At 71.3% G+C, this 23,880-nt stretch carries 28 protein-coding genes; 5 read left to right on the plus strand and 23 right to left on the minus strand.

Annotated features, from left to right (window positions below; all coding sequences use genetic code 11):
• The first annotated feature begins 23 nt into the window (after positions 1-23).
• Positions 24-959 (plus strand): cysteine synthase A, encoded by a 936-nt coding sequence (cysK, locus tag ACSEEN_RS12350; RefSeq protein ID WP_440713338.1) that lies wholly within the window; start codon positions 24-26, stop codon positions 957-959.
• Entirely contained in the window at positions 959-1,540 is a 582-nt protein-coding gene (gene cysE, locus ACSEEN_RS12355; protein WP_247866912.1) for a serine O-acetyltransferase, read from the plus strand. The genes cysK and cysE overlap by 1 nt, the downstream gene beginning before the upstream one ends.
• Here cysE and ACSEEN_RS12360 read toward each other — a convergent pair.
• Positions 1,531-1,869: a DUF1801 domain-containing protein gene (locus tag ACSEEN_RS12360; protein ID WP_298440603.1), complete on the minus strand. Its 339-nt coding sequence runs from the start codon at positions 1,867-1,869 to the stop codon at positions 1,531-1,533. The two genes, cysE and ACSEEN_RS12360, sit on opposite strands and share 10 nt — an antisense overlap.
• Positions 1,870-1,907: 38 nt before the next feature.
• Here ACSEEN_RS12360 and ACSEEN_RS12365 point away from each other — a divergent pair, with 38 nt between their 5' ends.
• On the plus strand, positions 1,908-2,921 hold the full coding sequence (locus ACSEEN_RS12365) for a DUF6670 family protein (protein ID WP_371307296.1): 1,014 nt from the start codon (positions 1,908-1,910) through the stop codon (positions 2,919-2,921).
• A 10-nt stretch (positions 2,922-2,931) separates the two neighbouring features.
• Here ACSEEN_RS12365 and ACSEEN_RS12370 read toward each other — a convergent pair whose 3' ends face one another.
• The 4 genes from ACSEEN_RS12370 to guaB are packed head-to-tail and all read right to left on the minus strand — an operon-like array spanning position 2,932 to position 7,811.
• Positions 2,932-4,653, minus strand: coding sequence for a GMC family oxidoreductase N-terminal domain-containing protein (locus tag ACSEEN_RS12370; RefSeq protein ID WP_440713339.1), 1,722 nt, complete (start codon positions 4,651-4,653; stop codon positions 2,932-2,934).
• Between the two features lie 50 nt (positions 4,654-4,703).
• On the minus strand, positions 4,704-5,102 hold the full coding sequence (locus ACSEEN_RS12375) for a DUF1622 domain-containing protein (protein WP_247867941.1): 399 nt from the start codon (positions 5,100-5,102) through the stop codon (positions 4,704-4,706).
• Positions 5,103-5,128: 26 nt separating this feature from the next.
• The gene (locus ACSEEN_RS12380) at positions 5,129-6,271 is read right to left on the minus strand and encodes a GuaB3 family IMP dehydrogenase-related protein (RefSeq protein ID WP_247866906.1); all 1,143 of its coding nucleotides are present in this window, start codon (positions 6,269-6,271) and stop codon (positions 5,129-5,131) included.
• A gap of 28 nt (positions 6,272-6,299) precedes the next feature.
• Entirely contained in the window at positions 6,300-7,811 is a 1,512-nt protein-coding gene (gene guaB, locus ACSEEN_RS12385) for an IMP dehydrogenase (RefSeq protein WP_247866904.1), read from the minus strand.
• A gap of 55 nt (positions 7,812-7,866) precedes the next feature.
• On the opposite strand from guaB, the gene ACSEEN_RS12390 reads away from it, so the two are divergent.
• Entirely contained in the window at positions 7,867-8,259 is a 393-nt protein-coding gene (locus ACSEEN_RS12390; protein WP_247866903.1) for a DUF5319 domain-containing protein, read from the plus strand.
• A gap of 10 nt (positions 8,260-8,269) precedes the next feature.
• On the opposite strand, the gene ACSEEN_RS12395 is transcribed toward ACSEEN_RS12390, so the two are convergent.
• From ACSEEN_RS12395 to ACSEEN_RS12405, 3 genes are all read right to left on the minus strand, one after another.
• Positions 8,270-9,070 (minus strand): anti-sigma-D factor RsdA, encoded by an 801-nt coding sequence (locus ACSEEN_RS12395; RefSeq protein WP_440713340.1) that lies wholly within the window; start codon positions 9,068-9,070, stop codon positions 8,270-8,272.
• Entirely contained in the window at positions 9,067-9,639 is a 573-nt protein-coding gene (locus ACSEEN_RS12400; protein WP_298440595.1) for a sigma-70 family RNA polymerase sigma factor, read from the minus strand. Before ACSEEN_RS12400 ends, ACSEEN_RS12395 begins: the two co-directional genes overlap by 4 nt.
• An 88-nt stretch (positions 9,640-9,727) precedes the next feature.
• On the minus strand, positions 9,728-10,489 hold the full coding sequence (locus ACSEEN_RS12405) for a hypothetical protein (RefSeq protein ID WP_371307299.1): 762 nt from the start codon (positions 10,487-10,489) through the stop codon (positions 9,728-9,730).
• Between the two features lie 257 nt (positions 10,490-10,746).
• Here ACSEEN_RS12405 and ACSEEN_RS12410 point away from each other — a divergent pair, with 257 nt between their 5' ends.
• Positions 10,747-11,058, plus strand: a complete 312-nt coding sequence (locus ACSEEN_RS12410) for a WhiB family transcriptional regulator (protein WP_247866895.1) — start codon at positions 10,747-10,749, stop codon at positions 11,056-11,058.
• Between the two features lie 38 nt (positions 11,059-11,096).
• On the opposite strand, the gene groES is transcribed toward ACSEEN_RS12410, so the two are convergent.
• The 15 genes from groES to glmM form a co-directional block, all read right to left on the minus strand.
• Positions 11,097-11,396 carry a co-chaperone GroES gene (gene groES / locus ACSEEN_RS12415; protein ID WP_247866893.1) on the minus strand — a complete coding sequence of 100 codons (300 nt, stop codon included), beginning with the start codon at positions 11,394-11,396 and terminating at the stop codon, positions 11,097-11,099.
• A 155-nt stretch (positions 11,397-11,551) separates the two neighbouring features.
• Complete coding sequence (gene tsaD / locus ACSEEN_RS12420; RefSeq protein ID WP_247866889.1) at positions 11,552-12,580, minus strand: tRNA (adenosine(37)-N6)-threonylcarbamoyltransferase complex transferase subunit TsaD; 1,029 nt, start codon at positions 12,578-12,580, stop codon at positions 11,552-11,554.
• The gene (rimI, locus tag ACSEEN_RS12425) at positions 12,577-13,053 is read right to left on the minus strand and encodes a ribosomal protein S18-alanine N-acetyltransferase (protein ID WP_298440591.1); all 477 of its coding nucleotides are present in this window, start codon (positions 13,051-13,053) and stop codon (positions 12,577-12,579) included. The genes tsaD and rimI overlap by 4 nt, the downstream gene beginning before the upstream one ends.
• Positions 13,050-13,706: a tRNA (adenosine(37)-N6)-threonylcarbamoyltransferase complex dimerization subunit type 1 TsaB gene (gene tsaB / locus ACSEEN_RS12430; protein WP_298440558.1), complete on the minus strand. Its 657-nt coding sequence runs from the start codon at positions 13,704-13,706 to the stop codon at positions 13,050-13,052. The genes rimI and tsaB overlap by 4 nt, the downstream gene beginning before the upstream one ends.
• Positions 13,699-14,166: a tRNA (adenosine(37)-N6)-threonylcarbamoyltransferase complex ATPase subunit type 1 TsaE gene (gene tsaE, locus ACSEEN_RS12435; RefSeq protein WP_440713341.1), complete on the minus strand. Its 468-nt coding sequence runs from the start codon at positions 14,164-14,166 to the stop codon at positions 13,699-13,701. The genes tsaB and tsaE overlap by 8 nt, the downstream gene beginning before the upstream one ends.
• Positions 14,153-15,283 (minus strand): alpha/beta fold hydrolase, encoded by a 1,131-nt coding sequence (locus tag ACSEEN_RS12440; RefSeq protein WP_440713371.1) that lies wholly within the window; start codon positions 15,281-15,283, stop codon positions 14,153-14,155. The genes tsaE and ACSEEN_RS12440 overlap by 14 nt, the downstream gene beginning before the upstream one ends.
• A gap of 44 nt (positions 15,284-15,327) precedes the next feature.
• Positions 15,328-16,473, minus strand: a complete 1,146-nt coding sequence (alr, locus tag ACSEEN_RS12445) for an alanine racemase (RefSeq protein ID WP_247866876.1) — start codon at positions 16,471-16,473, stop codon at positions 15,328-15,330.
• Positions 16,470-17,897, minus strand: coding sequence for an NAD(P)H-hydrate dehydratase (locus ACSEEN_RS12450; protein WP_440713342.1), 1,428 nt, complete (start codon positions 17,895-17,897; stop codon positions 16,470-16,472). Before ACSEEN_RS12450 ends, alr begins: the two co-directional genes overlap by 4 nt.
• A 2-nt stretch (positions 17,898-17,899) precedes the next feature.
• Complete coding sequence (glmS, locus tag ACSEEN_RS12455; RefSeq protein WP_247866872.1) at positions 17,900-19,762, minus strand: glutamine--fructose-6-phosphate transaminase (isomerizing); 1,863 nt, start codon at positions 19,760-19,762, stop codon at positions 17,900-17,902.
• An 11-nt stretch (positions 19,763-19,773) separates the two neighbouring features.
• On the minus strand, positions 19,774-20,730 hold the full coding sequence (locus tag ACSEEN_RS12460; protein ID WP_440713343.1) for a dienelactone hydrolase family protein: 957 nt from the start codon (positions 20,728-20,730) through the stop codon (positions 19,774-19,776).
• 163 nt (positions 20,731-20,893) lie between these two features.
• Positions 20,894-21,454: a hypothetical protein gene (locus ACSEEN_RS12465; protein WP_298442071.1), complete on the minus strand. Its 561-nt coding sequence runs from the start codon at positions 21,452-21,454 to the stop codon at positions 20,894-20,896.
• Positions 21,441-21,746: a hypothetical protein gene (locus ACSEEN_RS12470; RefSeq protein WP_371307306.1), complete on the minus strand. Its 306-nt coding sequence runs from the start codon at positions 21,744-21,746 to the stop codon at positions 21,441-21,443. The genes ACSEEN_RS12465 and ACSEEN_RS12470 overlap by 14 nt, the downstream gene beginning before the upstream one ends.
• A gap of 53 nt (positions 21,747-21,799) precedes the next feature.
• Entirely contained in the window at positions 21,800-22,120 is a 321-nt protein-coding gene (locus ACSEEN_RS12475; RefSeq protein WP_298442069.1) for a hypothetical protein, read from the minus strand.
• Between the two features lie 45 nt (positions 22,121-22,165).
• Positions 22,166-22,372, minus strand: coding sequence for a helix-turn-helix domain-containing protein (locus ACSEEN_RS12480; RefSeq protein WP_298442068.1), 207 nt, complete (start codon positions 22,370-22,372; stop codon positions 22,166-22,168).
• A gap of 177 nt (positions 22,373-22,549) precedes the next feature.
• Positions 22,550-23,878, minus strand: a complete 1,329-nt coding sequence (glmM, locus tag ACSEEN_RS12485) for a phosphoglucosamine mutase (RefSeq protein ID WP_371307307.1) — start codon at positions 23,876-23,878, stop codon at positions 22,550-22,552.
• Between the last annotated feature and the right edge of the window lie 2 nt (positions 23,879-23,880).

Below are 23,880 nucleotides of genomic sequence, written 5' to 3' on the forward strand. Positions count from 1 at the left end.
ACTCATGAGTCTAAGGATTCCCCGTGTCGAAGATCTTCGATGATGTGACCGCCGCCGTCGGCCGCACCCCGCTCGTCCGGCTCAACCGGATCACCGACGGCGCTGCCGCCACCGTGCTGGCGAAGCTCGAGTACTACAACCCCGCGAACTCGGTGAAGGACCGCATCGCGGTGTCGATCATCGACGCCGCCGAGGCCGACGGCACCCTGCCCCCGGGCGGCACCATCGTCGAAGCCACCAGCGGCAACACCGGTATCGCCCTGGCGATGGTCGGCGCCGCCCGCGGCTACAACGTGGTGCTCGCGATGCCCGAGACCATGTCGAAGGAACGTCGTGCGCTGCTCCGCGCGTTCGGCGCCGAGCTGATCCTGACGCCGGGCGCCGAGGGCATGGCGGGCGCCGTCCGCAAGTCCGAGGAGATCGCCGCGGAGCGTCCCGGAGCCGTCCTGGCCCGGCAGTTCGCCAACCCGGCCAACTCCGCGGTCCACCATGCCACCACCGGCCCGGAGATCTGGGACGACACCGACGGCCAGGTGGCCGCGCTCGTCTCCGGTATCGGCACCGGCGGCACCGTCACCGGCGCCGGCAGCTACCTCAAGGAGCAGAACCCGGAGATCAAGGTCTTCGCCGTCGAGCCCGAAGAGTCGCCCATCCTCAACGGCGGCGCCCCCGGCCCGCACAAGATCCAGGGTCTGGGCGCCAACTTCGTCCCGGAGGTCCTCGACCGCGACGTGTACGACCAGGTGATCGACGTCAACGTCGGCACCGCCATCGAGTGGGCGCGCCGCGCCGCCACCGAGGAGGGCCTGCTCGTCGGTATCTCGTCGGGTGCCGCGCTGGCCGCCGCCGTCGACGTCGCGAAGCGTCCCGAGTTCGCGGGCAAGACCGTCGTCGCCGTGCTTCCCGACTTCGGCGAGCGCTACCTGTCCACGCCGCTGTTCGAAGGGCTCGTCGACTAGTGTCCGCCGCGCAGCCCGGCCTGGCGGCCATCCTCGCCGAAGACCTCCAGGCCGCCTGCGACCGCGACCCGGCGGCCCGATCCAAGTTCGTCGTCGCCATCGCCTACCCCGGCGTGCACGCGCTGTGGTTCTATCGCGTCGCCCATACCCTGTGGATCAGCGGCCTGCCGCTGAAGCTCCCGGCCCGGCTGCTGTCGCAGTTCGCCCGGTTCCTCACCGGGGTGGAGATCCACCCCGGTGCGGTGATCGGCCGCCGCTTCTTCATCGACCACGGCATGGGCGTGGTGATCGGTGAGACCGCCGAGGTCGGCGAGGACGTCCTGATGTTCCACGGCTCCACCCTCGGCGGCACCAGCATGAACAAGGGCAAGCGGCATCCGACCGTCGGCGACCGTGTCCTGATCGGTGCGGGCGCCAAGATCCTCGGCCCCATCACCCTCGGCGACGACGTCAAGGTGGGCGCCAACGCGGTAGTGGTGCACGACGTTCCGGCCGGCTACGTGGCCGTCGGCGTCGCCGCGAAGTCCCGCCCCGGACCCGACACCGTCGACCCGTACGCCGAACCGGCGCTCTACATCTGATTCGCGGCGACCGCCGCCCGGATCAGTGCGACGAACGCGTCCTCGTCGAGCACGTCGCTCTCCCCGAGGTCGACCGCGCGGCGCGTGCCCGCGGTCAGGCTCGCATTGAACACCGACGCCGGATCGGGCAGCGACGCCCCCTTCGCGAAGGTCACCTTCACCTTGTCCTTGTAGGTCTCGACCGTGCAGACCAGGCCGTCCAGCGAGAACGTCGGAACCCCGTCCGGGTTCGACGGCTTCCGCCACTTGGCCTCCTCGACGATCGCCGGATCGGCCGCCCGGATCAGTCCCTTGATCTCCTCGACCCGTGTCTCACGCCAGTCACTCATGACTCTCACGGTAGCGCCCGTGTGGTTGACTGCTGACCGTGAGCACCCTCCTCGACCGCGTACTGCAGCACACCGGGAACCTCGTCAACCGGATCGGCCCGCTGAACGGCGCGCCCTACGATCCCGCGCTGCCGTCGCATCCGCCGACCGACGGCTGGGGCGTCGCCCACTACGGGATCATGGTGCCCGATCTCCCGGCCCCGGTGAACTTCTTCGACGTCATCAGTCTTTTCGGTACCGCGAAGCGCATCCGCGCCTACTCGGTACCCTCGCTGGTGCGGACCACGCCGGAAGACTCGGCCTGGCTGCTGCTCGGCTCGGCGGTCTCCCGGGACAACTTCCGGCCCTACAGCATCGCCGACGATTGCACCCTCACCGAGGACGCCTCCGACATCCGGATCGGCGACGTGCTGCGGATCCGGCGCGACCACGACATCACCGTCCACGCCCGCCCGGACGGCCTCACCGCCGATCTCGTCCTGCGCCCCACCGAGCACATCTCCCACTTCGCGCACCTGCCCGGCGTCTACGACCACTGGAGCCGGCTCTGCGAATACGAGGGCACCTTCACGCCCGACGGCGGCGAGCCGATCACCAGCAGCGGACTGTGCACCTGGGAATACGCTCGCGGCCGGACCGACGTACCGCTGCCGATCCGGTTCTTCACCTATCAGATCCTCAACATCAGCGACCGCGTGCAGGTGCTGATGACGGAACTGCTGGGGCCGGCCGGCATCCCGTTCCAGCGCATGGTCTTCGTCCGCGACCTGGACCGCGGCACCGCGACCTATACGCGCGGCTTCGTGAACACCGTGCACCGGCGCCTGCCCACGCACACCACCCCGGACGGGGCCGCGATGGAGCTGCCCGCCGAATTCACCTGGTCGGTGAACGACGACGACGGCCGCGAGCTGATCACCGTACACGGCGTCGCCCGGGACGACTTCGCCTACGGGATGGCCGCCGGCTTCGCGGGCAGCTACGACTACACCGGCCGCTACCTCGGTACGGAGATCGCCGGCGGCGGCTACATCGAGTGGATCGACCGCTGACCGGGAATCACTAGACCGGCGTGATCGGCAGGCGCAGCGCGCCGGGCGCCCCCTCGGGCACCACCGGTGACACCGGGCGCACCGGCGCGAGCCGCCGGTAGGGCTCGCCCTGCGCCGGCCGCTGGTCGTCCTCGCCCTTGTTCGGCCACAGCGAGGCCGCACGTTCGGCCTGCGCGCTGATCGACAGCGACGGATTGACACCCAGGTTCGCGGTGATCGCGGCGCCGTCGGTGACGTGCAGCGTCGGGTAGCCCCAGACGCGGTGATACGGGTCGATCACGCCGGTGGCCGGATCGTCGGAGATCACGCAGCCGCCCAGGTAGTGGGCGGTCATCGGCATGTTGACGATGTCACCCCAGGTACCGCCGGCCAGGCCGCCGGGCAGCTTGTCGGCGATCCGCCGGGTCGCCTCGTTGCCCTTCGGAATCCACGTCGGATTCGGCTCGCCGACCCCCTGCTTGCTGGTGACGTACTTGAACGGTCCGCGCTTGCGCACGAAGGTGGTCAGCGAGTTGTTGTTGTTCTGCATCACCAGCGCGATCACCGTCCGCTGGCTCCATTTGCGGACCATCAGCAACCGCACCAGCATCAGGGGATTCTTGACGACCTGCTTGAGGAACTGGCCGAACCGGTTCGCGACACTGCCGCCGTCGGTCAGCAGCGTTTGCAGGTAGGCCATGGCGTTGCTGCCCTTGCCGTACCGGACGGGCTCGATGTGCGTGTTCGACGCCGGATGGAACGACGACGTGATCGCGACACCCTCGGAGAAGTCCTGGCTCGGGTCGTAGGTCGCCGACTGCGCACCCAGGATCGACTCGGAGTTGGTGCGGGTCAGCACGCCCATCGCGTCGGAGATCTTCGGGAGCGTCGAGCCCTTGGCCCGGTGCATGATCTTCTGCGTGTTGAAGGTGCCGGCCGCCACGATCACCTGGCCGGCGGTGAACTGGCGCTGTCGTGCGCCGAACGGGCCCCACGACGACGAGCCGTGCGCCGAGACGATCCACGATCCGTCGCCGCGCTGTTCGAGCCGATCGACGGTGGTGCGGTCGATCACCTGCGCGCCGTTCGCCTCGGCGAGGCCGAGGTAGTTCTTGAGCAGGGTGTTCTTGGCACCGACCCGGCAGCCGGTCATGCAGGCGCCGCACTCGGTGCAGGCGGTGCGGCGCGGTCCGGCGCCGCCGAAGAACGGATCGTCGACCGTCTCCCCCGGCGCTCCCGCACCGCCGGTCTTGGCGCCGAAGAAGACGCCCACCGGCGTCGGCCCGAAGGTGTCGCCGACGCCCATCTCCTCGGCGACCTCCTTCATGATGCGGTCGGAGTTGGTGAACGTCGGATTGGTGACCACGCCGAGCATCCTCCGCGCCTGGTCGTAGTGGGGGCTGAGTTCGGCTTCCCAGTCGGTGATGTGATTCCACTGCGGGTCGGTGAAGAACGGCGTCGGCGGCTTGTACAGCGTGTTCGCGTAGTTCAGGGATCCGCCGCCCACGCCGGCACCGGCCAGGATCATCACGTCTTTGAGCATGTGGATGCGCTGAATGCCCATCAGCCCGAGCTTCGGCGCCCACACGAACTTGTTCAGCCGCCAGCTCGTCTTCGCGAACTGGTCGTCCTCGAAGCGCCGGCCGGCCTCGATCACCCCGACCCGGTATCCCTTCTCCACCAGCCGCAACGCGCTCACGCTGCCGCCGAAACCGGAACCGATGATCAGGACGTCGAAGTCGGTGCTCGCCATGACAGACGATACTAATGAGCGTTGTCACAGTAGAGATAGGAAGTGTGCCCTTACCTGGACGCCGCCCGATCCTTCGCCACCTGATGGGCGACGACGGTCGCACCGCTGGTGAGCAGGGCCCGCCGCCACGGCAGCACGCCCTCGATCTCGATCTGGATGGAGATCGACAGGATCGTCCGGATCAGCACGATGATGCCGAGGATCAGCGCATCCTGCAGCGACGGCTTGGACGTGATGGTCCGGACCAGATCGGCGGCCACCAGCACCTCGAGACCCAGCAGGATCGCCCCGCCGAGCGTCTGGCGGACGACGGCGAAGACCTCCTCCCCCGGCCGGCCACGCAGACCGGCCCGGACGCCCAGGACGATCGCGACGACGGTGCCCACGACCATCACCACAGCGCCGAGCGCCTCGAAGGCGACCGCCACCCACGTGAACACGTCCTCCATCACGTCCACGCGGTCAGTTTAGGCCCCTAGCCCCGAACGGACAGGCCCACCTTCTGAAATTCCTTCAGATCCGCGTATCCGGCCTTCGCCATCGACCGGCGCAGCGCGCCGATCAGGTTGAGCAGGCCGTCGGGGTCGTCGGACGGTCCGGTCAGGATGCGCTCGAAACTCGCCCGCGTCTCCTCCTCGGCCACCTGCAGCAGCGCGCCGCGCGGGGTGTCCGGGTGAGCGGCGGCGGACGGCCAGTACCAGCCCCGGCCCGGGGCCTCCGCGCCGGCCGCCAGCGGCGTGCCGAGGGAGACCGCGTCGGCGCCGCAGGCGATGGCCTTGGCGACGTCGCCGGAGGTGTGCAGATCACCGTCGGCGATCACGTGCACGTAGCGTCCGCCGGTCTCGTCCAGGTAGTCGCGGCGCGCGGCGGCGGCGTCGGCGATCGCGGTCGCCATGGCGACGCCGATGCCGAGCACCTCGTTGGTGGTGGTGGCGCCCTCCGCCGAGCCGTAGCCGACGATCACGCCGGCCGCACCGGTCCGCATCAGGTGCAGCGCGGTGCGGTGATCCTGCACGCCACCGGCGATCACCGGGATGTCGAGGTCGGCGATGAAGGTCTTCAGATTGAGCGGTTCGCCCTCGGCCTTCGCGACATGCTCCGCGGAGATGATGGTGCCGTGCACCACCAGGATCTCCAGCCCGGCCTCCAGCAGCGCGGGCGTCAGCTCGGGCGCGTGCTGCGGGCTCACCCGGACCGCGGTGGTCACACCGGCCGCGCGGACCTCCGCCACGGCGGCGGCCAGCAGCGCGGGCTTCACCGGCGCGGCGTGCAGCTCCTGCAGGAACCGCACCGCGGCCGACGGATCCGGATCGCCGTCGGCGATCTCGATCAGCTGGGCGAGCTTGCCCTCGACGTCCTCGTGCCGGGCCCACAGGCCTTCACCGTTCAGGACGCCGAGCGCGCCGAGCCGGCCGAGTTCGATCACCGATGCCGGGGAGCCGATCGCGTCGGTCGGGTGGTTCAGGATCGGCGTCTCGAAGCGGTACGCGTCGATCTGCCAGGCCGTGGAGACATCCTTGGACGACCGGGTGCGCCGGGACGGCACGATCGAGATGTCTTCGAGTTCATAGGTCCGGCGGGCCGTCCGGCCCATACCGAATTCGACGAGGTCACGCACCAGGGCGCCTTTCTGCGAAGGAGAAGGTTCAGCGGGTGTAGTAGTTCGGGGCTTCGGCGGTCAGCGTGATGTCGTGCGGGTGCGACTCCTTGAGTCCGGCCGCGGTGATCTGCACGAACTGCGCCTGCTGAAGCTCACCGATGGTCGACGCCCCGGTGTATCCCATCGCGGCGCGCAGCCCGCCCACCAGCTGGTGGATCACCTGCGACAGCGGGCCCCGGAACGGCACCCGGCCCTCGATGCCCTCGGGCACCAGCTTGTCCTCGGCGAGCACGTCGTCCTGGAAGTAGCGGTCCTTCGAGTACGACTTGCCCTGGCCGCGGCCCTGCATGGCGCCCAGCGAACCCATGCCGCGGTAGCTCTTGAACTGCTTGCCGTTGACCAGGATCAGCTCACCCGGCGACTCGGCGGTACCGGCCAGCAGCGAGCCCAGCATCGCGGTCGACGCCCCGGCCGCGAGCGCCTTGGCGACGTCGCCCGAATACTGCAGCCCACCGTCGGCCACCACCGGGATCCCGGCGGCCGACGCGGCCGCGCACGCCTCCAGGATCGCGGTGATCTGCGGGGCGCCCACGCCGGCGACCACGCGCGTGGTGCAGATGGAGCCCGGCCCGACGCCGACCTTCACCGCATCCACGCCGGCGTCGATCAGTGCCTGCGCACCGTCGCGGGTGGCGACGTTGCCGCCGATCAGCTGGACGCGTCCGCCGAATTCGGCCTTGAGCTTGGCGATCATGTCGAGCACGCCGCGCGAATGACCGTGCGCGCTGTCGACGACCAGCACGTCGACGCCGGCATCGGCGAGCGCCATGGCCCGGTTCCAGGCCTCGTCGCCGGCACCGACCGCGGCGCCGACCAGCAGGCGGCCGTCGGCGTCCTTGGTGGCGTTCGGGTGCTGCTCGGTCTTGACGAAGTCCTTGACGGTGATCAGGCCGGTCAGCTTGCCCGCGCCGTCGACGATCGGCAGCTTCTCGATCTTGTGCCGCCGCAGCAGCCCGAGCGCAGCCTCGGCGGAGACGCCTTCCTGCGCGGTGATCAGCGGCGCCGGGGTCATCACCTCGGACACCGGCCGGGACTGGTCGTGCTCGAAGCGCATGTCCCGGTTGGTGATGATGCCGACCAGGTCGCCGCGATCATCGACGACCGGCAGCCCGGAGATCCGGTACTTGCCGCACATGGCGTCAACCTCGGCGAGGGTGTTGTCCGGGCGGCAGGTCACCGGATCGGTCACCATGCCGGCCTCCGACCGCTTGACCGTCTCGACCGACGACGCCTGCGCCTCGATCGACAGATTGCGGTGCAGCACGCCCATGCCACCGGCGCGCGCCATGGCGATGGCCATCCGCGACTCGGTCACCGTGTCCATCGCCGAGCTGACCAGAGGCACACGGAGGGTGATCTCCCGGGTCAGCCTCGACGAGGTGTCGACGGCGTTGGGAACGACGTCGGATGCGGCCGGAAGCAGCAGCACGTCGTCGAAGGTCAGGCCGAGCATCGCGACCTTGTTCGGATCATCTCCACCAGTGCGTACGGGCGTCATCGTTCCATCGTATCGGCCGAGGCGGCCACCGACCCGATCGGCTACGGTGGAGGACGTGCACGACCACTTCCCTCCCGGAATGCCGCCGGACCCGTTCGCGGACGACCCGAGCGATCCCGCCGCAGCTCTGGACGCGATGGAACCCGGTGTGCCCCTGGATGATCAGGAGCGCGAGGCGGTCCGCGAGGATCTGGCCGACCTCGACGTGTACGAACGGCTGCTCGCCCCGCGCGGGATCCGTGGTCTCGTGGTGATCTGCGAGGATTGTCGGGAAGATCACTTCCACGACTGGGACATGCTGCGCGCCAGCCTGCATCAGCTGCTCGCCGACGGCTCGGTCCGTCCGCATGAGCCGGCCCTCGATCCGCGCCCCGAGGACTACGTGACCTGGGACTACTGTCGCGGATTCGCCGACGCCCACGGCATCTTCGGCGAACGCCGGCGCTGAGGCCGGGCGGCTATTCGGCCGGAACCGCGCCCTCCGGAATCGAACTCGACGGCGGCGACGCGGACGCGCTGGTGCTCGACGACGGCGACGCGGACGACGAGGACGACGGCGGCTTGGTCGGCGTGGTCGGGGTCACCGGCACGGTCACCGAGGTGGTCGGCGAACCGCTCACCTCCGACGGCAACGTGGTCGGATCCACCGGCGTGGTCGCGCTCGTCGACGACGACGCCGAGGTCACCGGCTTGTCGTCGGACAGCAGGCGCTGAATCCACTGCTGCATCCGCTCGCGGGTGGCCTTGTCGTGGACCGGCTTGAGGTCCTCTTGCGCCTTCCGAACCAGCACGGTGGCCCCGGTGGTGTCGCCCGCGGCCATCGCGACCTCGGCGCGCTCCAGCGTGTTCTGGACGTCGACGGTGGCCTGGGTCTGCTTGGCGGACTCGGCGAAGACGACCTTCTTGACGTTCCACAGCGGGTCACCCGGCTGCGAGTTCTCCGACAGCACCAGCAGGCCGGCGGCCGCCACCGCGGTGATCGCGGCGGCGCCGGAGATCAGGCGCAGGTGGCGGGCGGTGGCGCGGCGCTTGCGTTCGGCCTCGGCGACGGCGATCGCCTGCTCGACGTCGGGCAGCCGGGGTTCCACCGGGATCGGCTCGGCGAGGGTCTCGGTGCGCCACGCGAACAGCAGCGCTCCCAGCCGCTGCTCGGCGGGATCGGGATCGGGCAGCGCCCGGCCCTCGATGAGGGCGTTCAGGAAGTCGTCGTCGTGGTGGACGGCGTTCAGGTCGACGGGCGACTCGTCCTCGTGCTTCACCACTCACCTCCCGGTCGTATCTGCTTCTTGAGCTTCGCGAGCGCACGATGCTGCGCGACGCGCACCGCGCCGGCGCTGCTGCCGACCATCTCGGCGGTCTCCTCCGCGGACAGCCCGACCACCAGGCGCAGCACGAGGATCTCGCGCTGCTTCTCCGGCAGGGTCTCCAGGAGCGCGGCCATCCGGCGGCTCGCATCGTTGTCGAGAGCTCGTTGTTCGGGGCCACGGGAGACGTCGACCGATTCGGGGACGGCGTCGGTGGGGTCGGCTTTGACGCGTGCCGCCGAGCGCATCGCGTCGGCGACCTTGTGCGAGGCGATGCCGTAGACGAAGGCCATGAACGGGCGACCCTGGTCTTGGTACCGGGGCACCGCCGTCATCACCGCCATGAGCACCTCCTGCGCGACGTCGTCAGCCGAGAACAGGTGCCGTTCGCCGGCACCCATGCGTGCCCGGCAGTAGCGGAGAACGGGTTCTCGCACACTTTCGAGCACTGAGCTCAGCGCCACGCGGTCCCCGCTCACCGCTTCCCGGACCTTCTCGTCCAGCGCCTCACCTGTCAGTTTCATCGTCACACTGTGCTCGAAGTGTTACATCGCTGTGCCGAGTCCGGTCCCCGGTGGAGGCGGGACGGGTTCGGCGGATCACCGGTCCACCTTATCGACCGTGGCGCTCGCCGGGCCGAAGGGGCGCGAGCGGCATGCCGCGGCGGGCCAGTACGCTGCGCAGTTCGGCGGCGGACGCCGCGTACTCCCCGGTACCGGGGTCGACGCCCGCGAGGAGCGTCACGGCCGCCCAGCGCAGCGGGAGCAGACCCAGTTCCCCCGCCCGGTCGTAGGCGGCCCGCCCGCCCCGCACCGCCGCCTCGGTGTCGCCGGTCGCGGCGGCGACGGCCGCGGCGATCAGTCCGGTCTTGAGGCCGTGGCGCGGCGAGTCGAGCGCCTCGGCGAGGTCCGCCGACCGGGCCGCCGCCGCGCGGGCGACGGTCAGGTCACCGGAGTAGAGGCCCCATTCGCTGCGCACCCACGACAGCCGCAGCGCGGTGCGCGCGTCGGCGCGGCAGCCGGCGGCCCGGTCGAGGAGGCGGCGGGACGCGGCGAAGTCGCCGATCCCCAGGTTGTCCGCGGCCAGCCCGACCAGCCCGTCCATCCACGCCGCGGAGAGCCATTCGTCGTCGCTGTCGGCGCCGGCGACGGCGAGCGCGCAGGCCCGGCCGTCCCCGGCCCGGGCCGCGGCGTGTCCCCCGGACTGCCGGATCAGCGAGGCACGGGTGCTGTGGGCGAGGGAGACCACCGCCGTGGACGTCCGCGGATCGGCGACCAGCGTCGCCAGGGCGGTGCGGGCGGCCGCCGCCCACCCCTGCGCGCCGAGTTCGACGGCCCGCTGCCACTGCGTGAGTCCGGCGTGCTCCCCGGTCATCGTCCTCTTCTCGTCGGATTTCGTGCGGCGTAACAATCGGTGACCAGTCGTCGCTTCTCGTGACATCGGGTCCACGTCATGTTTACCCGGTGTTACCGCGAGACGGCGAAACGCCAGGAGCCGCACCACCCGTTAACCTGACCGCAAAATTGCTGCTCACAGACCCTGTCGCGGCTGTTTGACTCGCCGGATTCGGCCACCCTAGCGTGAGCGATGCGAGCGCGGATGCGCACGCGGAATGAGGAGAGGAAAGAGCCGTGACCATCACCGCAGACCGCCTGCCCGGCCCCAACGCCGATTTCTGGGACTGGCAGCGCGAGGGTGGCTGCCGGGGCCTGGACTCGTCGGTGTTCTTCCACCCCGAGGGTGAGCGCGGGCACGCACGACTGCAGCGCGAACGTCGTGCCAAGCAGATCTGCGCCGCGTGCCCGGTGATCGCGCAGTGCCGCTCCCACGCCCTGTCCGTCGACGAGATCTACGGCATCTGGGGCGGCCTGTCCGAGCATGAGCGGCACCTGATCCGCCGCCGCCGGCCCAGCCACGGAATGAAGAACACCCCGGCGGCCTGACGGCCGTCCGGGGTGTTCTCGGGTTCTTGCGTCTGCGATCAGCCGACGACCGCGAGGATGTCGCGCGCCGACAGGATCAGGTAGGCCTCGCCACCGTAGGTGATCTCGGTGCCGCCGTACTTGCTGTAGATGACGGTGTCACCCTCGCTGACGTCCAGCGGGATCCGCTTGTCGCCGTCCTCGTCCCAGCGGCCGGGGCCCACAGCGATGACCTTGCCCTCCTGGGGCTTCTCCTTGGCCGAGTCCGGAATGACCAGACCCGAAGCGGTGGTGGTCTCAGCCTCGACGGCCTGAATAAGGATCTTGTCCTCAAGCGGCTTGATGTTCACGCCTGCCACGATGTCAGTCCTTTGCGTTCGTGATGGGGGTTGTCGGCTCGGATCGGTGCCGCGTCGTCGCGGGTGCCGCGGCGGTGAACCTCTGCCATCTGGCACTCTACCCATGCGAGTGCCAGCACTCAACCCTTGGGTCCGCTAAGACGCGATGAGTTCGCTCAGAGCTTGCTGATCTGCACCGACATCCCGGGATCGGTCGCCACGTTCAGCGACGACGCCGGGGCGCCGCCGCCGATCACGTGCGCACCCAGCGTCGCCACCATGACGCCGTTGTCGGTGCACAGCCGCGGCTTCGGGACGCGCAGCCGCACCCCCGCGGCATCGGCGCGCTCCTGCGCGAGGGACCGGATCCGGGAATTGGCGGTGGCCCCGCCGCCGAGCACCAGGGTGTCGACGCCGCGTTCGGCGACCGCACGCATCGCCTTAGCGGTCAGCACGTCGGCCACCGCCTCCTGGAACGACGCCGCCACGTCGGGCACGCTGACCTCGCGACCGGCCCGCACCTCGCCCTCCACGTAGCGCGCGACGGCCGTCTTGAGGCCGCTGAACGAGAAGTCGTACGGGGCGTCGCGGGGACCGGTCAGACCGCGCGGGAACTTGATGGCCGCCGGATCGCCGTCGCGGGCCAGCTCATCGATCACCGGCCCGCCGGGATAGCCGAGGTCGAGCAGCCGCGCGACCTTGTCGAAGGCCTCCCCGGCCGCGTCGTCGATGGTGGTGCCGAGTTCGTCGATCGGCCGGTCCAGGGCCTCGATGCCGAGCAGATGGGTGTGGCCGCCGGAGACCAGCAAGGCCACCGAGGGCGGCATCGGGCCGTGTTCCAGGGTGTCGACGGCGACGTGGCCGCCGAGGTGGTTCACCGCGTACAGCGGCACATCCCAGGCCAGCGCGTACGCCTTGGCGGCGGCGACGCCGACCAGCAGGGCGCCCGCCAGCCCGGGGCCGATGGTCACCGCGATGGCATCCGGCCGGTCGATCCCGGCGGCCTCGCGGGCGCGGGTCATGGTCGGCACCATGGCCTCCAGGTGCGCGCGGGAGGCCACCTCGGGGACCACGCCGCCGTAGCGGGCGTGCTCGTCCTGGCTGGAGGCCACCTCGTCGGCCAGCAGCGTCGCCGATTCGCCGTCCCAGGAGACGATCCCGACGCCCGTCTCGTCGCACGAGCTCTCGATACCCATCACGATCACGGTGACGCTGTCCCCTCGTCGGCCGGGCGCACCATGGTGTAGGCATCGGCGCCGGACGGCTGATAGTAGTTGCGCCGGACCCCGGCGACGGTGAAACCGACGCTCTCGTACAGCCCGATGGCCGGCGTGTTGTCGGTACGCACCTCCAGGAATACCGGCGCGCCCGCGGCATCGGCAACCGTCAGCATCGCCGACATCAGCGCCCGGCCGCCGCCGGTGCCCTGGAACTCCGGTGCGACGGCGATGGTGTGCACCTCGCATTCCTGCCCGCCGGGCGGCCCGAGGAGGCTGATCCCGGCGTAGCCGGCGACCGGCCCGCCGGGCTCGGCGCGGAGCGCGAAGTAGCGGTTGTGCGCCGCGGCGAGTTCACTCACGAAGCCCGGGAGCGGCCAGGGCGAGTCGCCGGCGAACAGCACGGTCTCCAATTCGGCGCAGCGCGGCAGGTCGCGCGGGGTGAGGGCGTCGACGATCACGGCAGCAACGACTTGCGGCGCTGGTCCTTCAGTTCCACCGCATCCGGCCGCCGCAGGTACAGCGGCGTGAGCGGCCCGGGAGCGGTGAGATCCGCGGCGGCCACCAGCGAGGCCGGCGTCGGGACGGTCACGGCCGAGACCGGCAGCCCGTACCGGTCGGTGAAGCCGGGGGTCCCGGCGACGACGGCCGCCTCCCCCACGACGACGGCATCGGGTGCGCTCACCTGCGGACCGTCGATCCGCTGCCCATCCCGGTACCGGGCCCAGTAGGCCTCGCGACGCCGGGCGTCGGTCACCACCAGCACGTCGGCGGACTCACCGGCCGCCCCGGCGATCGCGTCCAGGGTGCACACCCCGTACACGCCGATGCCCAGGGCGTCCGCGTATGCGGCGGCGGTCGCCATGCCCACGCGCAGGCCGGTGAACGGGCCCGGCCCGCAGCCGACGACCACCCCGTCCAGATCCGCGCCGGTGACGCCGGCCTCGGCCAGCACGTCGCGCATCAGGGTGGTGAGGACCTCGGCGTGGCGGCGGTGGTCGTCCACGACCCGTTCGGCGAGGGTGCGCGGACCGGCGTCGCCGAGTTCCACCAGCCCCACCACCACCGTCGGAGTGGCGGTGTCCAGGGCCAGGATCAGCCGCGGGTCACTCATGGCTCACCCATTCCCATTCCGCGGTGCGCACGTCGGAGTCGTCCGCGCGCCGCAGCCGCACCGTCAGATACTCGTCGACCAGCCGTTCGGCCACGCCCTCGCCCCATTCGACGACGACCACCGAATCGGTGAGATCGGTGTCCAGATCGAGGGCGTCGAGATCGTCGAGCCCGCCGAGGCGGTAGGCGTCGACGTGGATCAGGCCGGGGCCGCCGCCCTCGCCGGACGCGTGCTGGCGCGCGATGATGAACGTCGGCGAACTGACCCGCCCGCGCACGCCGAGCCCGGCGGCCAGGCCGCGGGTCAGCGCGGTCTTGCCCGCGCCGAGCGGCCCGTCGAGGATCACCAGATCCCCGGCCCGCAGGATCCGCGCGAGGTCGGCGCCGAGCGCCTCGGTGTCGGCGACCTCGGGCAGCTCGCGCCGCCCGGCGGCGCCGCGGACCGGATCAGACGCTCCCATCACGCCCCCAGTACCATCGCATCTTGGGCCGGTTCAGGGCGATCCGGGATCGCTGGACCAGCCCGTCGATACCGTCGTTGACCAGGTCGGGGTGCTCCATCGGCAGCATGTGGCCGCAGCCCTCCCCGATCAGCAGCCGCGAGTCGTCGCCCAGTTCGGAGTACATGCGCAGCGAATTCGGCAGCGGGGTCAGCCGATCGATGTCGCCGCACATCACCACCGACGGCACCTGCGCGAGCACCGGCAGCGCGGTCGACTCGTCGTGGCTCTCCAGGGCGTGCAGAAAGTTCACCATCGTCGAGATGGGGGTGTTCTGGATCATCGACTCCACGGCGTGACCGGCCGACGGACTGTAGAAGTCGGGACCGAAGCTGGCGGCGATCAGCACCGGTTCCACGGCCTGGCGGGTGACGCCGCGCCCGGCCTGCACCAGGCGCGGGAAGTACCGGACGGAGACGCGCAGGGCGTCGACGACCGGATTGTTGAGGCCCTCACCGAGACCGGCCTCGGTGATGCCGCGTGCGGCGGTCGAGATCAGGGCGACGCCGGAGACGCGTCCCTTGTAGCCGAAGAGTTCGGGATGGCTCCGGGCCAGCGCCATGATCGTCATGCCACCCATCGAATGCCCCACCAGCACCACCGGGCCGGTCGGTGCGACGGCCCGGATCACCGCCGCGAGGTCGTCCCCGAGCTGCGGGACCGACGAGCTCGCGGCCGAGGCCGGGTCGCTGCGGCCGTGTCCGCGCTGGTCGTAGAAGACCATCCGGATCCGCCGGTCGGCCCACCGCTCGGCGAGGCCGTACCGCTGGAAATGCCACGACGCCATCCGCAGCGTGAAGCCGTGGACGAAGATCACCGTCAGTTCCGGTGAGCGCTCGGTGTCGTCGCCGGTCAGATGCGTGCGCACCGCGAGACCGACCCCGTCATCGGCGATGACGGTCGACGACTCGTCGGTGTAGATGCGCTTGAAATCGACACCGGTGTTCGGGTCGACCGCGGTGCCGCTCTTCTTGCGGCGCCGGGAGCGCCGGACGTTGCCGCCCAGGGTCGCGCCCAGCGAACCGACGTCCCGCAGGCCCGACGCCCAGCCCGGGCGCGGGCGCCGCTGCTCGGGCACGTGGACCGCCGGCCGGGCGGGTCCCGGCTCCTGCTGTTGCTCGCTCACTGCGCCTCCCCCGCCGCGCCGCGGTAGCTGCGCACGGCACGTCCGCGGATACCGGTGACGATCTCGTAGTCGATGGTGCCGATGGCATCGGCCCAGTCGGTGGCCGTCGGGAGCGACGGCTCACCGGGGCCGGTCGCGCCGAACAGGACGGCCCGGTCGCCTTCGGTCACGCCGCCGCCGTCGGGTCCCAGGTCCACCACCAGCTGATCCATGCAGACCCGGCCGACACCGGGGAATCGTCGCCCGTTGATCGAGACCTCGAAGCGCCCGGACAGCAGCCGTGGCACGCCGTCGGCGTAGCCCGCGGGCAGGACCGCGATCGTCGTGTCGCGCGGCGCCACCCACCGGTGGCCGTACGACACCCCCTGCCCGGCCGGGATGTTCTTGACCAGGGCGACCTGGGCGGAGAGCGTCATCGCCGGGATCAGGCCGAAGTCGCCGAGCTCCGGGATCGGCGAGTAGCCGTAGACGGCGATGCCGGGGCGGACCAGGTCGCGGGCCAGGTCGGGCCGGGTGAGCGCGGCCGGCGAGTTGGCGATGTGCACCACGTCGGGTGCCGCACCGAGCCGGCGCAGATCGGCGACGGCCGCGTCGAGACGGTCGGCCTGCCGCGTGTTCATCGGGTGGTCGGGCTCGTCGCCGAAGGCGAGATGGCACATCGCGGCGCGCAGCCGGACGGCGCCCTCGGCCTGCGCGGCGGCGACCTCGCGCGCGGTCTGCTCCCATTCGCCGGGCGCGATACCGCTGCGGCCGAGCCCGGTGTCGACCTTGACGGTCACCGTCGCGGTGGTGCCGAGTTCGCGGGCCGCGGCGACCACGGCGGCCAGCTGCCGCGGCGACGACACCGCGAGGTCGACGCCGGCGGCGATCCCGGCCGCGAAATCGGTGTCGGGGGTGTGCAGCCACGACGTGAGGTGCGCGTCGATCCCGTCCGCGCGCAGGGCCAGGGCTTCGGTCAGATGCGCGACGCCCAGTTCGGCGGCACCCGCGGCGAGCGCGGCCCGGGCGACCGGTGTCGCGCCGTGGCCGTAGCCGTCGGCCTTGACCACGGCGATCAGCGGCACGCCTGCGCGTTCGGTGATCACCCCGACGTTGTGGGCGATCGCCGACAGGTCGACGGACGCCTCCAGTGCCGGTCTCACGACGCGCCTCCCGAGGCGCGGAGCACGCGGATGGCCTCCGGCACCGCGTCCGCCAGTGCGGAAGCGCCGATCGGCGCGCCGCGGGCGGCGAGTCGTGCCGCCGTCGCGTGCGCGCGGGCCGCGGCCGCTCCGGCGAGTCGCGGCGGCAGGCCCGCGGCGAGCAGTGCCCCGGCGATCCCGGAGAGCACGTCGCCCGCTCCGGCGGTCGCCGCCCACGACGAGCCCGCGTCGTTGCCGAGCACCCGGCCGTCCGGATCCGCGATCAGCGTGATCCGGCCCTTGAGCAGCACGGTGACGCCCAGGCGCCCGGCGAGGTCACGGACCGCCGCCAGCCGGTCGTCGCCGGGCGGATGCCCGGCGAGACGGGCGAACTCACCGGCGTGCGGGGTCAGCAGGGTCGGCGCGGTACGGCCGTCGAGCAGATCGAGCCGGCGGGCCAGCACGGTCAGTCCGTCGGCATCGACCAGCACCGGAACGTCGGTGCCGAGCACCTGCTCGACGAGTCGTTCGGCGTGCGCGCCGGTGCCCAGGCCCGGTCCGATCACCCAGGCCTGCACGGTGCCCGCGTCGGCGAGTTCACGCACGGCGACCACCTCGGGCCGGTGCGCGACCACCTCGGGTGCGGCCGTGCCGACGAAGCGGGTCATGCCGGAGGTCGCGGCCACCGCGCCGCTGGTGGAGAGCACCGCGGCCCCGGGATAGGCGTCCGAACCGGCCAGGATCCCCACCACACCCTGCGTGTACTTGTCGTCGTGCGGCCCGGGCACCGGCCACAGCGCGCCGGTCTCGGCGTCGGTGAGGGCCGCCACCTCCGGGTCGGGCGTCGTCAGGCCGATGTCGACCACCTCGACGCGGCCGCACTCGGGTGCGGCGAGCAGGTGGGCGAGGCGCCGTTCGCCGAAGGTGACGCAGACGTCGGCGCGCACCGACGGGTGATGCACCACGCCGGTGTCGGGATCGATCCCGGACGGCAGGTCGACGGCCAGCACCGGGACCCCGGCGACGGCCGCGAACGCCGCCGCGGCGGCCGGGCGCAGCGGGCCACGGCCGCCCAGTCCGACGACGGCGTCGATCACCAGATCGGTGTCGGGACCGAGCCGGTCGACGATGTGCCCGCCCGCGCGCTGGAGCGCCGCGAGCCCACCGGGGTGGGTGGAATCCGGGGCCAGCAGCACCGCGTCGACGGCGACGCCGCGGCCCGCCAGGCGCGCGCCCGCGTAGAGCGCGTCACCGCCGTTGTTACCCGCGCCGATCACCAGGCCGACGCGCCGTCCATAGGTCTGTCCGTACCGCCCGCGCAGCTCACGCAACGCGACCGCGGCGACCCCCGTGGCAGCCCGGCTCATCAGGACACCGCTGGTCAGGAGATCCCCGGTGGCCTCTTCGGCGGCGCGGATCCGATCGGCGGAGTAGTAGCCGAGCACGGCTATTCGACCGTCACCGATTTCGCGAGGTTACGCGGCTTGTCGACGTCGTAGCCTCGCTCCTGCGCCACGGTCGCGGCGAAGACCTGCAGCGGCACGGTGGAGACCAGCGGCTGCAGCAGCGTCGGCGTGTGCGGGATCGGGATCAAATGGTCGGCGACCGACGCGGCGATCTCGTCACCGGGCTCGGCGAGGATGATGGTCCGCGCGCCGCGGGCCTGGATCTCCCGGACGTTGCTGATCATCTTCGAGTGCAGCACCGGGCGGCCCTCCGGCGAGGGCATCACGACCATCACCGGCAGACCGTCGTCGATCAAGGCGATCGGCCCGTGCTTGAGTTCGCCGGCGGCGAAGCCCTCGGCGTGGATGTAGGCCAGTTCCTTGAGCTTGAGCGCGCCTTCGAGGGCCACCGGGTAGCCGACGTGGCGGCCGAGGAACAGGACGGTGTCGGCGGCGGCGTACTCGCGGGCGAGGGCGCGGACCGGCTCCATCTGCTCCAGCACGGTCTCCACCGCGGCGGGCGCGGCCTCCAGAGCGCGGAACTCGGCGACCACCTCGTCCGGGTACTTGGTGCCGACGGCCTGCGCGAGGGCCAGGCCCACCATGTAGGCGGCGGCGATCTGGGCGAGGAAGCACTTGGTGGACGCGACACCGATCTCCGGGCCGGCGTGCGTGTAGAGCACCGCGTCGGATTCGCGCGGGATCTGCGCGCCGTTGGTGTTGCAGATCGCCAGGACCCGGGCCTTCTGCTCCTTGGCGTGCCGGACGGCTTCCAGGGTGTCGGCGGTCTCGCCGGACTGGCTGATGGCCACCACCAGCGTCGACCGGTCGAGGACCGGATCGCGGTAGCGGAATTCGCTGGCCAGCTCCACCTCGACAGGCAGGCGGGTCCAGTGCTCGATCGCGTACTTGGCGATCATCCCGGCGTGGTAGGCGGTGCCGCAGGCGACGACGAAGACCTTGTCGACGTCGCGCAGGTCCTGGTCGCTCAGGCGCTGCTCGTCGAGCACGATGCGCCCGTTCTCCAGGTGCCCGAGGAGGGTGTTCGCCAGCGCCTCGGGCTGCTCGGCGATCTCCTTGAGCATGAAGTACTCGTAGCCGCCCTTCTCGGCCGCCGCGAGATCCCAGTCGATGTGGAAGGGCTTACCGCCGGTGGGGTTGCCGTCGAAGTCGGTGATGTCGAAGCTGTCGGCGGTGATCACCACCACCTCGTCCTGGCCGAGTTCGATGGCGTCACGGGTGTGCTCGATGAACGCCGTGACATCGGACGCGACGAACATCTCGCCCTTCCCGACGCCGACCACGAGGGGGGTGGAGCGGCGGGCCGCGACGATCACGCCGGGATTGTCGGCGGACATGAAGACGACGGTGAAGGCGCCCTCCAAGCGGCGCAGCACCGCGTAAGCGCTGGCCACGAAGTCGCCGGCGTTCGCACCGGAGGTGTACTCGCGGCGCAGCAGGTGCACCGCCGTCTCGGTGTCGGTGTCGGAGGCGAATTCGACCCCGGCGTCTTCGAGTTCGGCGCGCAGCGGGGCGTAGTTCTCGATGATGCCGTTGTGCACGACGGCGAACTTCTCGTCGTCGCTGACGTGCGGGTGCGCGTTGCGGTCGGTCGGCTGTCCGTGGGTGGCCCAGCGGGTGTGACCCATGCCGGTGGTGCCGCGCAGGGTGTCCGGGCCGACCTGAGTGATCAGCTCTTCCAGGTTTCCGAGGCGCCCGGCCTTCTTCTCCACCGTCAGGTGGCCGGCACCGTCGGCGACGGCCACGCCGGCCGAGTCGTAGCCGCGGTATTCCATCCGTCGCAATGCTTCGACGACGATGTCCAGAGCCTGGCGCTCCCCCACGTATCCGACGATTCCGCACATGGTCGTCGAGTTTACCTGGCGAGAGCGGCCGGGCCCTTCTTGCGCTTGCCGTCCTCGTCGTCGTCCGCCTTGTAGGCGGGAATGCCCAGCAGCTGGGAGACGTGGTCGACGTCCGCGCGGCGCGCGGTCGCCACGTCGACGGCCGTGACCGCGCCCATGTCGGCTTCCGGATCGGCGAAGGCGGCGTAGCGTTCGTCGCCGGTCAGGGTGTGCAGCAGATAGCCGGTGACCTGCGCACGAACCGCCGCGTGCACCTTCCGCTCGGCCCCGTTGATCCCGATCAGCGACTTGATCGACGGATTCTCCAGCAGCGCGCGGCCGTCCACCCCGGCGAGTGTGCGCAAGACCACGTCGCCGCCCAGCGCCTTCGCGAGTGGCACCGCGTTGCCGATCATCGAATCCATCTCATCGGCCGCCGCGACGATCAGCGACGGTGCGGTCACCGAGGCGGCCGCGTCCAGCAGGCTCGATGTGGTCGGCGCCGGGAACAGGCCGATCACCGCCCGGACCGGGATCTGCGGCCGGCCGAGCAGCGCCTGCGATCCGGCGGCCCGGACCGCGGCGGCCGCACCGAAGCCGTGACCGGCGACCGCGACGCGCTCGGGGTCCACGCCGATCTGGCCGGGTGCGCCGAGCCGCACGCTCTGCAGCACGGTGAGCGCCGCGCGCAGATCGGTCGCGAGTTCCACGTCGGAGGCGAGCGGTCCCCGCTCCGAATCCGGCGCCGCGACCACGATGCCCCAGCTCGCGAGGTGGAACATCAGGTCGCGATAGTGGCGGCTGCCGCGCAGCCAGCTGTGCGCGAAGGCCACCCCCGGCAGATCCTTGCCGGTCCGCGGTGCGAACACCTGACCGGCCAGCCCGACGATGCCCAGGTCACCGCGATCGACCTTGTGCGGTCCACGGCGCGCCAGCTCCTTCATCAGCCGATCCGGCGGGGGCGCTATGACCTTCTTCTTTCCGGGCACGGTCCTACCCTATCCAGTGGCACGGCGACCATCAGGCGCGGCAGCGATTCCGTTTCGCGAAAACCGCCCCGACGCTCGTCGGTGACCCGCCGATACGTCCGGCGCGCCCGCGCCAGTCGATGCCGCGCCCGCGCCCCGATGGCCTCCAGTTCGGCGATGACGCTCACCGCTCACCCGCCAGGACCAGTTCGCCGTCCGATCCCCATTCGCCGCCGAGTGCGGCGATCGACTCGTCCACCGCGCGGGAGGTGGCCCGCCCCGCGGCTTCGGCCAGGTCGAGCCGTGCGGTGAGTTCGTCGCGCACCGCCGCCGGACCGGTCCCGGCCGCGACGGGTCCGGTCACCTGTTCCATGGTGCTGCGGTAGTCGGCGAACACCTCGCCGAGGATCTCGTGCGCGGTGCTCACCGTCCGCGCGTACCGGCCGACCGCCTCCGCGGTGGGCAGCAGATCGGCGGCCAGCCGCGCCGCCGCGTGCTGCGCCGCCAGCGCGCCCGTGCCGGTCCAGCCGAGCGGTGTCTCGGCCACGACGGCGTCGAGCCTGGTCAACGAGTCGTCGAGCACCGCGGACTGGGTGCGCAGGGCCTGCGCCGTCGCCCCGAAAGCATCGAGGTCGAAGTCGCGGAGCGCGCGATGCGGGGCGGCCACCTCGTCGTCGTCGAACGCGACCGCACCGCGGTCACGCCACAGCCGCAGGAGCGCCAGGAACGCCTCAATCGGATTCACCGGAGGCCCCCGCGGCCGGTAGCGGTGTATCCGTCTCGGTGACGGTGGCGGCCTGCACGGCGGTGGTCGACGCGATCACCGCGAGCGACCGGCCCGCGGCACCGATCCGCGCGGAGAGCTCGTCGAGGCGCCGCCCGAGAGTCCCCGCCACCTCCCGGTGCGCCGGCGTCCGCGCCCAGTCGAGCGGCGGTCTCAATCGCTGCGCACAGCCGTCGAGCGCATCGGCGATCGCGAATTGCCGGGCGACGAGCAGATCCAGCGCGGCGGCGTCGAGCCGCAGTTCGGTCCCCATACAGAATTAGACGCACCAGGCCCCCGTCCGGTTCCACTTCTTCCGAAAACGGTTCAGGCGACCTGCACCCGCTCACGGGCGACGGTGAACTTCTCCCATACCCCGGTTGGACCGCCGGCCGCATGCACCGCAGCTCGAACCGCGGCCAGGCCTCTGCGCGCGGCGCGCTCATCATCGTCGTCGTCGTCGAGTGTGATCGCCAGTGAGATGAGGCGCTCGGCCACCGTCATGCCGACGTCGCCGTCGAGAGGTCCGTGGTCATCGGAACCGATATCGGCGACAGCATCGGCAAGCGCGTCGAACACAGACTGCAGTTGTTTCACGTCTGTGTCCAGGTGTACGACGAGCCCCACCTCCACCAGGTGGTGATTCACAACTACTCCTCCCGGCACTACACGCCGGACCGGCGCAAGAGCATCTCAGGCGATCTGCACCCGGTCGTCGCCCCTCGCGTACTCGATCACGAGGTCGCCGTCGACGGCCGCGACATATTTCCGGAGAGTACTCACCTTCGAGTTGTCGAGGTCCCCGCTCTCGATCTTCGACACCTGCCGCTGCGACACGCCGATCCGCTCGGCGACCTCGGCTTGCGTGAGTCCCGCCGCCTCGCGCAGTTCATTTCTCATGCGACTCAGACGCACCAGCCCCCGCCCCGGTTCCCCGACACGCCCCAGAAAGCAGCGGATCGGTACAGAAGCGGCGCGTCGGTGCACAGGCAGCGCTCGCGACCGCTGCTTGCGCACCGATCCGGCGCCACGTTCGTCGGTACCCGGATTCTTCCGCGGCACCTGTCGCCCGTGCCGTCAGACCGCGGCGACGACCTCGGCGACGCGTTCGGCGATGGCCTGCGCGCCGTCGGCGGTGGTGGCCTCCACCATCACCCGGACCAGCTGCTCGGTCCCCGACGGGCGCAGCAGGATACGACCGGCACCGTGAAGTTCCGTCTCGGCGGCGGCGACCGCGGCCTCGACCGACTCCGCGGCGGCGACGGCGTGCTTGTCGCTGACCGGGACGTTGATCAGCACCTGCGGGAGCACGGTCATCACCGCGGCCAGGTCGGCCAGCCGACGACCGGTCTCGGCGACCCGGCGGGCCAGCAGGAGGCCGGTGAGGACACCGTCGCCGGTGGTCCCCGCCGACGGGATCACGATGTGCCCGGACTGCTCGCCGCCGAGGGCGTAGCCACCGGCGCGCAGTTCCTCGAGCACATAGCGGTCGCCCACGCCGGTCACCTTGACGTCCACCCCGGCCGCCGTCATGGCCAGGTGCAGGCCGAGATTGCTCATCACGGTCGCCACCAGGACGTCGTCGGTCAGTTCCCCGCGCTCGTGCATCGCCAGGGCGAGGATCGCCATGATCTGGTCGCCGTCGACCACGGCGCCGGTCGAATCGACCGCGAGGCAGCGGTCGGCGTCACCGTCGTGCCCGAGGCCGAGGTCGGCGCCGTGTTCCAGGACAGCGCGTTGCAGATCGCCCAGGTGGGTGGAGCCGCAGTCCTTGTTGATGTTGAGTCCGTCCGGCGCGGCATGGATGGCGATCACCCGTGCCCCGGCGGCCTCGTACGCGCGCGGGCCGACGTGCGCGGCCGCGCCGTTGGCGCAGTCGACCACGATGGTCAGACCGTCAAGGTGCGTGCCGCCGTGCGCGGCGAGGTGGTCGAGGTAGCGCGTCACCGCGTCGGGGGCGTCGACCAGCCGGCCGACTCCCGCGCCGACCGGGCGGGGCTGCTCACCGGCCATGGCGGCTTCGATGGCGTCCTCGGTGGCGTCGTCGAGCTTGTGCCCGCCGGCGCCGAAGAACTTGATGCCGTTGTCGGGCATCGGATTGTGGGAGGCGGAGATCATCACGCCGAAGTCCGCCGCGTAGTCGGCGGTGAGGAAGGCGACCGCGGGGGTCGGCACCACGCCGACGCGGATCGCGTCGGCGCCAGCGGCGGCCAGACCGGCGCACAGCGCGGCTTCCAGGAGTTCCCCCGAGGCGCGGGGGTCGCGGCCCACGACGACGCGGGGCCGCGTCTGAGCATCTGCACCGAGAACGCGAACGGCGGCCGAGGCCAGGGCCAGCGCCAGCTCTGCGGTGAGCTGGTCGTTGGCCCGGCCCCGGACGCCGTCGGTGCCGAACAGTCGCGCCAAAA

This window comes from Gordonia marina, assembly GCF_052036135.1.
Taxonomy (GTDB): domain Bacteria; phylum Actinomycetota; class Actinomycetes; order Mycobacteriales; family Mycobacteriaceae; genus Gordonia.

What these genes read in the sequence shown, in the direction of transcription:
- ACSEEN_RS12360 (WP_298440603.1), bottom strand. Translation starts at nt 1,869, where the DNA reads ATGAGTGACTGGCGTGAGACACGGGTCGAGGAGATCAAGGGACTGATC.
- ACSEEN_RS12370 (WP_440713339.1), bottom strand. Translation starts at nt 4,653, where the DNA reads ATGGCGAGCACCGACTTCGACGTCCTGATCATCGGTTCCGGTTTCGGC.
- ACSEEN_RS12375 (WP_247867941.1), bottom strand. Translation starts at nt 5,102, where the DNA reads ATGGAGGACGTGTTCACGTGGGTGGCGGTCGCCTTCGAGGCGCTCGGC.
- guaB (WP_247866904.1), bottom strand. Translation starts at nt 7,811, where the DNA reads ATGACGCCCGTACGCACTGGTGGAGATGATCCGAACAAGGTCGCGATG.
- ACSEEN_RS12400 (WP_298440595.1), bottom strand. Translation starts at nt 9,639, where the DNA reads ATGAAACTGACAGGTGAGGCGCTGGACGAGAAGGTCCGGGAAGCGGTG.
- ACSEEN_RS12405 (WP_371307299.1), bottom strand. Translation starts at nt 10,489, where the DNA reads ATGACCGGGGAGCACGCCGGACTCACGCAGTGGCAGCGGGCCGTCGAA.
- tsaB (WP_298440558.1), bottom strand. Translation starts at nt 13,706, where the DNA reads ATGAGTGACCCGCGGCTGATCCTGGCCCTGGACACCGCCACTCCGACG.
- tsaE (WP_440713341.1), bottom strand. Translation starts at nt 14,166, where the DNA reads ATGGGAGCGTCTGATCCGGTCCGCGGCGCCGCCGGGCGGCGCGAGCTG.
- glmS (WP_247866872.1), bottom strand. Translation starts at nt 19,762, where the DNA reads ATGTGCGGAATCGTCGGATACGTGGGGGAGCGCCAGGCTCTGGACATC.
- ACSEEN_RS12470 (WP_371307306.1), bottom strand. Translation starts at nt 21,746, where the DNA reads ATGGGGACCGAACTGCGGCTCGACGCCGCCGCGCTGGATCTGCTCGTC.
- ACSEEN_RS12480 (WP_298442068.1), bottom strand. Translation starts at nt 22,372, where the DNA reads ATGAGAAATGAACTGCGCGAGGCGGCGGGACTCACGCAAGCCGAGGTC.